At 32.7% G+C, this 12,287-nt stretch carries 7 protein-coding genes; all 7 read left to right on the top strand.

Annotated elements, in window-relative coordinates; genetic code table 11:
- Positions 1–532 precede the first annotated feature (532 nt).
- Positions 533–1,174, top strand: coding sequence for a class I SAM-dependent methyltransferase (locus HHU12_RS31265; RefSeq protein ID WP_169660672.1), 642 nt, complete (start codon positions 533–535; stop codon positions 1,172–1,174).
- Positions 1,175–1,792: 618 nt separating this feature from the next.
- Positions 1,793–4,357, top strand: coding sequence for a TonB-dependent receptor (locus HHU12_RS31270; protein WP_169660673.1), 2,565 nt, complete (start codon positions 1,793–1,795; stop codon positions 4,355–4,357).
- A 297-nt stretch (positions 4,358–4,654) separates the two neighbouring features.
- The gene (locus tag HHU12_RS31275) at positions 4,655–8,929 is read left to right on the top strand and encodes a hypothetical protein (protein ID WP_169660674.1); all 4,275 of its coding nucleotides are present in this window, start codon (positions 4,655–4,657) and stop codon (positions 8,927–8,929) included.
- A 46-nt stretch (positions 8,930–8,975) separates the two neighbouring features.
- Positions 8,976–10,124 carry a leucine-rich repeat domain-containing protein gene (locus tag HHU12_RS31280; RefSeq protein ID WP_169660675.1) on the top strand — a complete coding sequence of 383 codons (1,149 nt, stop codon included), beginning with the start codon at positions 8,976–8,978 and terminating at the stop codon, positions 10,122–10,124.
- A gap of 197 nt (positions 10,125–10,321) precedes the next feature.
- Positions 10,322–11,548, top strand: coding sequence for a leucine-rich repeat domain-containing protein (locus HHU12_RS31285; protein ID WP_169660676.1), 1,227 nt, complete (start codon positions 10,322–10,324; stop codon positions 11,546–11,548).
- A gap of 197 nt (positions 11,549–11,745) precedes the next feature.
- Positions 11,746–12,039 carry a hypothetical protein gene (locus HHU12_RS31290; RefSeq protein ID WP_169660677.1) on the top strand — a complete coding sequence of 98 codons (294 nt, stop codon included), beginning with the start codon at positions 11,746–11,748 and terminating at the stop codon, positions 12,037–12,039.
- A gap of 69 nt (positions 12,040–12,108) precedes the next feature.
- On the top strand, positions 12,109–12,287 hold a 179-nt coding region (locus HHU12_RS35465), incomplete at its 3' end, for a transposase (protein WP_394353220.1).

A 12,287-nucleotide genomic window follows, 5' to 3' on the forward strand; every position in this document is an offset into this window, starting at 1 on the left:
TTATCTCTTTTGGAAGAAATTGTACAAAATAAATACAATTTTCCTTGTTTTAATCATAAGAGAAATGAAGAAGAAAGTAGCTTGGAAGTTGAACATAAAAAGCTTGCAGAAAAATTGATTGAAAGTTGACGGTAATTTGGTTTACAATTTAGTAAGGTTGGGCTTTTAAAGTCTGACCTTTTTTGCATCAAACCATAAATACTATTTTTTAGGTAAGCATTAAGAGTGATGGTTCTTGTTGTGGTTCAGCGGACGTTGCAATGCAACATCCCTACAAGGGTATAGATCATAAAAAATATTCTACCAAAAATTGTAAGTAGACAGTATGGACATTGAATTACATCCTCAGTTTACCACCATAAAAACCACTTTATGGACCACTTCACGATCCATTTTCTTCACTCTTAATTCTTAACTCTTACCTAAAATATCACTTCTCTATTCAATAAACTTACGTGAATTAATACTATTTCATCTTTTCTTATTACCTTCAAACGAAAATTTAAAGGTCTAAGTAACGTTTAAGCAAACTATGGCAGCATTAATACATTTCCTCCAGAAAAATAAATTTTTAAATTCAATTCTACAGTTTAATTATATCATTAAGAAAGGTTTTTTACATCAGGTAGGCTGGAGTAAGAGTATTAAAAAACTTTCTTCCATTGATAAAGAAGGCGAAAGTATCCCTTGGTTTACCTATGGTACGATTCATTTTCTAAAACAAAAAAATCTATCCGACCTTCATTTGTTTGAATACGGGAGTGGAAATTCTACTTTTTGGTTTTCAAAGAGAGTAAAAAGTATTACATCTGTAGAACACGATAAAGAATGGTATACGTTTGTCAATGATAAATGTCCATCGAATGTTGATTACCGTTTTAAGGACGTGAACAATGGATATGAAGATACTATTACTGAAACTTCAATTCAATTTGATATAGTAATCATTGATGGACGAAAAAGGGTAGCTTGTGCTAAGAAGGCCCTTCCAAAATTGACGGATAGAGGTGTCATTATTTGGGATAATTCAAATCGAGAGAAATATAATGAAGGCTATCAGTTTCTTACCGATAATGGTTTTAAGAAAATTGATTTCTATGGTTTAGCCCCATCTCATGGTGATCCGTCAATGACCACTGTTTTCTATAAAGAAGGAAATTGCCTGGGAATCTAAATTCGATAGTTTTTTTACATCAACTTGATCATATTAAAAAACTTTTATATTTCGTTGATGTTAAGTTAATATTAAGTGATTGGAAATATTATTAAATACCCAATCACTTTTTTTACTTCATAATATTGCATAGGCAAATACTTGACTTTAATAAAGCCATAACAGTTTTATAAATATTCTGATAAAGTAATAGTTCACAATGCATTTTAATTCCTGCTAAAAACTAACATCAACTGTATATAATTGAAGATTAATTCACTTAAACAATAGATTATTCCGAAATAAACAATCATTACAAAACCTCATTTAACAAAGTGTATTAATAACATTTTTCATATATAATGTAATCGCCATCACAAAAAGTGTGGTTTTGAAAAAAGCATTACGAATTATTAAAAAGTGTAATTATAATACCTATTTTTTTAAGTTATAAATGTGAATTTTTGACTATTTTAATTAATAGAACCCACGTATGTTTAATGTTACACATTTCAGTGCTAAAAAAGGATAAAGAACTTCAATGAAATTAAATAGAAACATTTAGTTAACATAAGATGCGTTGTTTTGCAGTGCAATTACGATCTAAACCTAATTAAATTTTATCTAATCAAAATTACAATGTTAACTAAAAAACTACCTTTCATTGTAGCATTAGTTATGCTATTATCAAGTGCATCTTTTGCACAGACAATCATTAAAGGTAATTTAATTGACGCCTCTAGTGGTGACCCTGTAATTGGGGCCAATGTTTCTATTAGCGGAACAACTACTGGAGCTATTTCCGACTTCAATGGTGAATTCTCATTCAAGTCAAAAAGAGAAGGAGATCAAAATCTTTCTATTTCATTCGTAGGGATGAAATCAATCGAGCAAAGCATCACTTTAAACGGTGGAACTTTGGAAATCGGTACAATCAAAATGGAATCTGACGCCATTGGTCTTGAAGAGGTTGAAGTTATGGCTTCAATTGCTGTAGATCGTAAAACGCCTGTTGCTGCTGCTTCTATTTCTGCTGAAGACATTGAGACTAAAGTAGGTAACCAAGAATTCCCTCAGGTATTGAAATCTACTCCAGGTGTATATGTATCTGGTGCAGGTGGTGGTTTTGGTGACTCTAGAATCTCACTTCGTGGTTTCGACTCTGAAAACGTTGCCGTAATGATCAACGGTGTTCCAGTAAACGACATGGAAAATGGTAAAGTATACTGGTCAAACTGGGCAGGTCTTAACGACGTGACTAAGACAATGCAGGTACAAAGAGGTTTAGGTGCTTCTAAATTAGCTGTTCCTTCTGTTGGTGGTACTATCAACATCATCACTAAAGCTACTGATGCTGAAAAAGGTGGTAGTGTTTACATGGGTATGGGTAACGACGGTTACTTCAAAACTGGTCTTACTTTATCTACAGGTTTATTAGACAACGGTTGGGCTGTAACTACTTCATTATCGAAAACTACTGGTAATGGTTATGTAGATGGTACTTCATTCGAAAGCTACTCGTACTTTGCCAACATCGCGAAGCAAATCAATGATAAGCACACATTATCATTCACAGCTTTCGGTGCTCCTCAATCACACGGTCAAAGAAGAACTTACCTTACTGAAGAGGATTACAATACTCACGGTAAAAGATATAACGCTGACTGGGGTTACAAAAACGGTCAAGAGTTCAACTCAAATGTAAACTCATACCACAAGCCTCAAATGTCATTGAACTGGTACTGGACAATCAACGAGAAAACTGACTTAGCAACTACTGCTTATGTTTCTGTTGGTAAAGGTGGTGGTACTGGTATCACTTCTAGTGCTCCATTCGGTGATCGTTTAAATGTAAACGACTTCAGAACTTACGAAGGTATCATCGATTATGATGCATTTATTGCTGCCAACCAACAACAATTTGAGGAATCAAATGGTGAGCACTCAAGTGTTTTCTACCAATCAAATAACAACCACTTATGGACAGGTGCTGTTTCGACTTTAACACACAAAGCGAACGATTACTGGACAATCACTGGTGGTTTGGATTTAAGATACTACAAAGGTGAGCACTACCAAACAGTGGAAGACTTATTTGGTAACCCTTACTACACAGATAACAACAACAGTTCTGTAGGTCCAAGACAATTGACAAACGGTGACATCATGGGTTACCATAACGATGGTATCGTACAATGGCAAGGTCTTTTCGGACAAGTAGAATACTCTAAAGACGCTTTAACTTGGTTCTTATCAGGTGCGGTTTCTCACCAAGCTTACAAGAGAATTGACTACTTTAGCTATGAGCACGGTGTAGACGAAACAGATTGGCAAAGCTTCTTTGGTGGATCAGTAAAAACTGGTGCTAACTACAACATCGATGAACACCACAACGTATTCGCTAACGCAGGTTACATCTCTCGTCAGCCATTCATGAACGCTGTGTTCTTGAACTACCAAAACGACGTGAACCAACAAGCTACTAACGAGAAAATTATGTCAGGTGAGATCGGATACGGTTACAGAACAAGAGGTTTCAAAGTAAACGTGAACGGTTACTACACTTACTGGCAAGATAAAGCCTTCACTAAGACGGTATATGATGACGACGGACAGTCTTACTCAGCGAACCTTTTAGGTGTTGACGCCCTTCACAAAGGTATCGAGGTTGACTTCGCTTGGCAACCAACTCGTAAGTTGACTGTAACAGGTATGGCTTCAGTAGGTGACTGGAGATGGTTAAACAACCTTGAAAACGTAATCATCTATGATGATCAGCAAAATCCAATCGACGAAGTAAACGTTTACATGGAAGGTGCTGAAGTAGGTAACTCTGCTCAAACTACTATGGCGATCGGTGTATCTTACGAGGTATTACCTAAGTTAAGATTAGATGCAGACTGGAACTACTACGGTCAATTATATGCTGACTACGACGTAACAAGATTAGATGATCCTGCTTATAACAATACAAGTATGTACCAATTACCAAACTACAATCTATTTGATATCGGAGCTTCTTACGGCTTCAAAATGGGTGGATTCGACGGTTTAGTAAACTTCAGAGTAAACAACTTGTTTGACACTGACTATGCAGTACAAGGACAACAAGGTGGTTTGAACGAAATGGGACAACTTACTCTTAACGGTTACTACATGGGTATTGGTAGAACATACTCAGTTGGTTTGAAAATGAGCTTCTAGTATAAGCTAGAAAGTAAATTTAGGAAAGCGTATCTTCTGCAAAGGAGGTACGCTTTTTTTGTGGGTTCAGTAAATGTTGCAATGCAATACCTACTGAACCATCATAAAAACTATATTACGGACCATAATTCTTTCCTCTTAACTCTTCCCTAAAAAAACATCCTTTTTCTTCTGACCTAGTGCCAATTATCATTAACATTTATTTTATTTTCACAATGAAGTTTATACCTTGCGACAGCTAATGCTTAGAGTGAATAAACTAGCTATTCATTTTTTAAATAAAGTAAACTAACACTCATGTTCACGTACGATAAAAAGCCAGAAAGGTCTTCTAAAGAAAAAAGTACCGAATTTGGAAATCCTCTATTCTCTCACAGAAAAGAAGTCGATCCGAATGATCCTCCGAAAATTATCATTTATGTAAATTGTAGATTTTATACAACTGATGTAAATGACCTAATTTTCACTTTTAACTACAATAAAGATGGATATTTGGATGAAAATATTCTAAGGTCTTGTGAGGTCCGGTTTCTATGGAGAGATGCTTTTATAGAAAATGAATCCAAGATGCCGAATAGTGTTTTTGAAAAGATACGCGAACATCTTAAAAATCATTTTAGTGGTGTAAAATATATTAATTACAAAGCTGATGGAGAACTGCCTTCTCCACTTTTAGAGGCTCAGGATTACATGGGCTTTACAAAGGCAACTATTTTTTCTAAAACTCAAAATGATAATGGACATTACATCTCAAGGTCAGCATACTTAAATATGACCCTTGAGGAACTGGCTACTTATTTTGAAATGCCGGTGAAATATAAAAACAAGATTTTAGAGAATTACCAAACTTATAAAGATTCCCTGCCCAAGGAATTAAATTATGAGGAGTTATCAAAAAGGATATACGAGCAAGTTCATAAAGTATTTCAAAATCCTGCATATATAAAGGCTAAAAGTTATCAACGTGTTAGTGAATTAATTCAAGAAGGTAAGCCCGTTGTTGCTTATTATGAATATATAAAAAGTACAAATATTAAAATTCAAGGAGTGGCTAGTGTATATCAGTATTTTAGTGGACCAGATGAAGATGAGATCTATCAGGTACTCGCTAAAATCAATAATCATCCTCCTTCTATTGAGAAGTTAGATACCACTTTTACAAAACTATACCCTGAGGCAGAAAGCCTTCTGACATGGTTGCTGAAAGAAATACCTGAGCATCGTAAAACATGGTTACAATATTTACCAAATTTAAATAAAGAAGCCCACGATCTAGACTATGATACCATTGCTCAAAAATTAGTAGCACTGTATAAGGAACATCTCACACTAGAAAGTAGAAAACCGAAAGGCGGACGTGCACTAACAAGATACAAAACGAAATATAGAATTTTCCTCAAAAATGCAAAAAAGACCTTCGGAGAAGAACTTCAGAAATTAGAGATGAACGCTTCTTCTGTTGACCTACTTTTAGAAAGTGAATATTTCGAAGAAAAAAAACTTTATGATATCTTGACAGAAATGAACTTAGCAAAAGAGTTTGGAGAATTGCTTCCTTCTATGAAGGTCATTAACTGGAATGACATGAAAATTATGGAAGACGTCTCTTACTCAAAAGAAGAAATCATACAAAGAGGGAAAAAATTCAGAGAACAAACAGGTATTGACCGACCTTTTGCAAATGGAGAATTAATCAGGTACTCAGATGACAACACTTATCATTATATCGTAGTAGAGGGAGATAATATTTCTGGAATAGAAAAAAGATTTGGTATTGATAGAAATGAATTATTATTAATCATGTATTGGGATGGTTTTGATGAAAAAGGAAGGTACTTAATAGGAGAAGATGCTCATTGGTTAAAAGAAGGCGATGTTATAGATTTACCTTCTTATTATCAACCACTTAATGACGAGGTTTTTTACAGTTATGATTGGCAATTTGAAAGAGGAACAAAAGTTAAAAAGACACAGGGAGAGTTTGTTAGAATTCCTATTGAATGTTCTAATCATCAAGAATTAAGACAATTATTTAAAGAAAAGATAGCGGAGTTTGATGATAACACCAAAGTCTATAATCTAAAGTTTGATATCGCATTGTCTATGAGTGCACAAGTCACTGCCTTTTTCTACATAGGAGCAACAGTTGGTGCTGGAATTCAATTAGGATCAGGAGATTCTCGAAGTTTTGATGTAATAACCCAATTCTTACTTAAAATGGAGGGTGGTGTTGGAAATAAAAACCTTGCAAATGCAGGTGCAAGTAGTGGAATAAAAAGCACATTAAATAATTTGGGACATTTTAATTCTTTAAACGGAAGTTATACTTCAGCATTACACTTCTTAGCTTTCTTTGAAAGATCACTTTATAGTTTTATGAAATACTATGAGTTAGAAGAAGAGCTTAAATTATTTGGTTTAGATGAGTTTTATTGGGAAAATGAAAAGAATAAAAAAGATGGTGTTTGGGACGAATTAAAGAAAGGTTATGTTCGAAAAGTTAGAGTATCATGGAATGGACAATTAGAGGCTGGGGTTAATAATGTAGCAAGTGGAGCAATAGGAAAAGAATATTCATTAGCAGATAGTTATGCAATGAAAGGTATCACGAAAATGGAAGAATTACAGATAAAAGATGACCTTGAAAATATTCATAAAAAAGCGACAGACCATGATAAAACAATCACAGATTATGTAGAATTAGATATTGATGGAGCTTTCAAAGTAAAAGTGGCTTTTAAAGACGTACTATTTAGCACAAATTCTTTTAACCTTGGAAGCTATATTGACGCAACAATGACAATTGATGGCAGTGATTTGTTAGAAAATATTGTTGACATTAAAAATGCACTTAGTGGGGCTTTTTTAAGTGTAAAAGATTTAGTTACCCAAGAGCAGGAAACTGATTTTCCTTTTAATAAAAAGCAGAATAAATGGGAAAAATTTATAGAGATTTTAAATGATGAATACGACACTAAAGTTCGAAATTTTAGAAATAAAAATGATCTAAGTAAAGAGTATATCAAAAGGGATGATTTTATCAAAGAAAAAATTAAACACAATAAATTCTTATCTGATAAAATCGACAGCGAACAGGTTAAAGCTGAAATTTTTGAAGCTCATGAAAATATGTTGAAAAATGAGGGAGCCAAAAGAAAAGAGTGGAGACCCTCTAAAGTCAAAAAAACAAACTACTATGAAAGTGTAAGGAAAAGAACTGCCAAAATGAAGGGAAATCTCAGAGATATTGATTTGGAGAAGTCCAGATCTAAGATGAGAAAAAGAATGAAAGATGTATTCAGCAATACTTTTGACAAATATATTGAAGATCTTAAAGATGATAAAATCAAAAAAGACTTCAATAATGAGACCTATACGAAGTTCAATATAGGTTGGATAAAAGTAAAGGATAGCTATAGATTGACTAATTTTTCAGCTTTTTTAGGTGATACTTTACAAGCAACAGCCGGCAATAAAATGGAAAAAGGCAGTATTACCGCATCCTCTGAAGTAGAAGTGTATCAATACATCTTTGACAATACAATAAGCTATACTACCATGGCCTTTGGAGGTATTTTTAAAGAAGGATTAAAGAGGTTAAACGGTGAAGAAGTCGATGATTTTGAGAAGTATGTCAAAAATGCTTTTATAGAAGTTAGAAATAAAGGAATCGATGCGTTTTTCTCGATGATTTCTCCTTCAAACATGCAACTTTTGGATGAATACACCAAAGAAGTTGCTAGTTTATACAATAAAGAAAAAGACAAATATAACGGGAGAACTTTGGAAAGTTTCTACCAAGGAATTAGGTCAAATCTTCAGAAAAAATTCCAAAATATCACAAGTAGTATTATCCAAGACCTTAATGCCAAAAAGAGTTATACTAATCCAATAGATCTAACGGCCTACAGCCCAGATCAATTAAAGCTTTTGCATCGTATCAAAGCCCATATTATAAAAGAGGTGGATGATTTAAGATATGTTCCACCCATTACTGCTTCAGAACTTTTTCAAACTTATGGCACCAACGACCCTAAATTTATAGAACTTAGAAATAAAATTTTAGGAGAGAAAACGGCAGGTGAACAATGGAATAAATTTAAATCCACTCGTGATAAGTTTCGAATTAATGGTGAACAAGAGCAAGAAGCAAACCATGACAATATAAAAGCTGTTGCTGAGAATTTCTCTCATAAAGTAAAAACGGCAGTGTTTAAATATACAGACTTCTGTATGGAAATGGATGCACTTTTAGGGGAAGGTAAGACTTATGAAGCTGATTGGTCTGAATGTGCTATTGATGAACTTACTTTACAACAAGCAGAGTTGTATTTGGGTGATATTCGTGAAATTGTCTCTTACCTTAGGAGAAAGAAGGATAGTAATGAAACAAATTTAACTTTTCTTAAAAAAGAAGAGGATGGAATTTCAGAATATATGAAGAGTGTTATTTTAAATAAAAATATTAAAGCAGATAAAGAGCTCCTAACAAAATTTGAAAAAGACATATTATATCCTCTAGTATTAGAAAATATCGTTTATGGAAAACAAGTTTATACACCTATTCGCTAACCTATTAGTAATTGGGTTACTCACAAACTGTACAAATTACAAAAACATGGAAGAACAAAAAGTCATAGATATTCTATATGAAAAATACGATGCTAGTATGTATTATGAAATGGATGATAATGAAGAATTTGTAACACTTGTAAGAATTGAAAAAGTAGAAACACTCACTTCTTTCCCTGAAGAATTGAGAGCTTTCAAGCATTTAGAAGAAATTAAAATTCAAAAATGTAATATAAAAGAGATACCAGAGTTTATTACGGAATTCCCGAACTTAAAGAGATTAATAATAGAAGAAAACCCAATCAGCGAAATTCCAGAATTTATTGTTGAATGTAAAAAACTACAGTTACTTGATATTGAAAAAACAGACATCAAAGAATTACCTGATTTTATAAAAAAATTACCTTTGACCGGTATACAATTGAAAGGGTCGAAAGTACAAGGTTTTCCAAAAATCTTATATCAATTTGATTCTTTAAGGGGGCTTACATTAAATGAATTAGATGAATTACCTGAAGATATCAACACTTTAAAATTAACGACTTTACATGTTTCTCTAAAAAGTTTTAAATTTTTAGATTCAATAGAGCAACTAAAAGTCTTAAGTTTAGTCGATAGTAAAGGTTCTCGTTTACCTAAAGATTTTGGAAATCTAAAAAAGTTAGCACATTTAGATCTTTCGAATTGTAAAAACTTAACTCGTTTACCTGAGTCTATTGGAAATATTAGACGTTTTTGGAGTTTAACATTAGGTGGATGTACCCGTTTAACTGCTCTACCTCAAAGCTTAACTAATTCAGGAATTAGTGTTTTATCTTTAGATTCTTGTTATAACCTTCGAACTGTCCCCAAAGGCTTACAAGTTGGGAGCCTTTATGCAGATAACACCAAATGGAAAGCAATACCTAGTGGCATTTTTTACAGTTCTAGCAAAAAAGTTCAAATTACAGACCACAACGCAACAGATATTTCAGGAATTGGAAATTTGTATAACGTTACTTTTATAAACTTATCTAGAGGTAAAATCAAAAAAATACCAGATGAAATTGGTCGATTAAAAAAACTACGTCTTCTTTTGATGGAACACAATGATATTAAAGAATATCCAAGAGCTTTGAGTAATTGCCCTAACCTCAAATCAGTAAGGTTGTTTGGTAATCCCGTTTATGATATGTCGGAGTTGAATGATATTTAATGAAGGTGAGTGTTTTGTACAAAATAGTAAAAGCTACCGCGCATGAATTCATTCATTCTGGCGATACCATACATTTCCTTTTTTGTAACAGCTTCCTTAATTCTCTATCATAAAATAGTACAAACTATGCTTTTAGCTTCAATCTAAAATAGGTAGTCTCTTCATATTATATCCGCTAGTACTTGAAAATATCGTTTATGGAAAACAGGTTTATACACCTATTCGCTAATCTTTTAGTAATAGGGTTACTCACAAATTGTACTGACTATAAAAATCTGGAGTATAAAAAAGCAATAGACTTAATCAAAAAGAAAAATTTTGAAGAATTCGGTTATGTTCTAGACGATAAAAAAGAGAATGTAATTAAAATTAGAATTGAAAACACTGAATCTCTTACTTCTTTCCCTGAAGAACTTAGAGCTTTTCAACACTTAGAGGAAATAAAAATTAAATATTGTAATTTAAATGAGATTCCTGAGTTTATTACAGAATTCACTAATTTAAAGAGGTTAATTATAGAAGGAAACCCTATTACAGAAATTCCTGAGTATATCACTGAATGTAAGAAGTTACATGTTCTTGATATTGAAAACACAGACATCAAAGAATTGCCCAATTTTTTAAAGAAGTTACCTTTAACTGGCATTCAAATGAAAGGATCGAAAGTACATGGTTTTCCAAAAATTCTCTATGAGTATGATTCTTTAAGAGCTCTTTCACTAAATGAACTCGATGAATTGCCAGCAGATATCAATACTTTTAATTTAAATATTTTATATGTTTCCCTTAAAAGTTTTAAATATTTAGAGACAATTGAAAGCTTAGAAATTTTAGATTTATCAGATAGCAAGGGAGCCAGTTTACCAAAGGATTTTGGAAAGCTTAAAAAGTTAAAAGATTTAACCTTAAGAAACTGTAAAAACTTAGTCAAGTTACCAGAGTCTATTGGTAATATTAGACGCTTTTGGGGATTAATTTTGGGTGGATGTAGTCGACTTACAGCACTTCCTCAAAGTCTAACCAATTCAGGAATTAGTGTATTACATTTAGATTCCTGCTATAATCTCCGAACCGTTCCAAAAGGGTTAAGAATCGGAAGCCTCACAGCAAATTATACGAAATGGAAGTCAATACCTAATGGCATTTTTTATAGTTCATGCCAAACATTAAAAATTACAGACCATCAAATCACAAATATTACAGGGATTAGTAATATGTATAACCTCACTTCAATAAATCTTTCTCGGGGTAAAATCAAAAAAATACCAGATGAAATTGGTCGATTAAAAAAACTACGTCTTCTTTTGATGGAACACAATGATATTAAAGAATATCCAAGAGCTTTGAGTAATTGCCCTAACCTCAAATCAGTAAGGTTGTTTGGTAATCCCGTTTATGATATGTCGGAGTTGAATGATATTTAATGAAGGTGAGTGTTTTGTACAAAATAGTAAAAGCTACCGCGCATGAATTCATTCATTCTGGCGATACCATACATTTCCTTTTTTGTAACAGCTTCCTTAATTCTCTATCATAAAATAGTACAAACTATGCTTTTAGCTTCAATCTAAAATAGGTAGTCTCTTCATATTATATCCGCTAGTACTTGAAAATATCGTTTATGGAAAACAGGTTTATACACCTATTCGCTAATCTTTTAGTAATAGGGTTACTCACAAATTGTACTGACTATAAAAATCTGGAGTATAAAAAAGCAATAGACTTAATCAAAAAGAAAAATTTTGAAGAATTCGGTTATGTTCTAGACGATAAAAAAGAGAATGTAATTAAAATTAGAATTGAAAACACTGAATCTCTTACTTCTTTCCCTGAAGAATTGAGAGCTTTCAAACACTTAGAGGAAATAAAAATTAAATATTGTAATAGGTATATAAACTTAGATCGCCCTAAATAGTAAAACGTACTTCTGTTACGGTTAACTGATTTACATTAGTGTAAAAGTAACCAAACAACCAGATGTATTATGATCAATTTTGAAGGTTTTGACGATAGAACATTTTATTCAACATTTCAAAAAGAAGAAGATTGTCTTGAATATTTATCGACACTAAAGTGGAGTGATCATTACAAATGTAGGAAATGTGAACATACAAAATATATGAAAGGTAAAAAGTTGCATTCCAGACGTTGTCAAAAGTGTAA

The organism is Flammeovirga aprica JL-4 (assembly GCF_012844305.1).
Lineage (GTDB): Bacteria > Bacteroidota > Bacteroidia > Cytophagales > Flammeovirgaceae > Flammeovirga > Flammeovirga aprica.

Coding starts and splice junctions, on each gene's coding strand:
- HHU12_RS31270 (WP_169660673.1), top strand. CDS start 1,793: ATGTTAACTAAAAAACTACCTTTCATTGTAGCATTAGTTATGCTATTA.
- HHU12_RS31275 (WP_169660674.1), top strand. CDS start 4,655: ATGTTCACGTACGATAAAAAGCCAGAAAGGTCTTCTAAAGAAAAAAGT.
- HHU12_RS31290 (WP_169660677.1), top strand. CDS start 11,746: ATGGAAAACAGGTTTATACACCTATTCGCTAATCTTTTAGTAATAGGG.
- HHU12_RS31265 (WP_169660672.1), top strand. CDS start 533: ATGGCAGCATTAATACATTTCCTCCAGAAAAATAAATTTTTAAATTCA.
- HHU12_RS31285 (WP_169660676.1), top strand. CDS start 10,322: ATGGAAAACAGGTTTATACACCTATTCGCTAATCTTTTAGTAATAGGG.
- HHU12_RS31280 (WP_169660675.1), top strand. CDS start 8,976: ATGGAAGAACAAAAAGTCATAGATATTCTATATGAAAAATACGATGCT.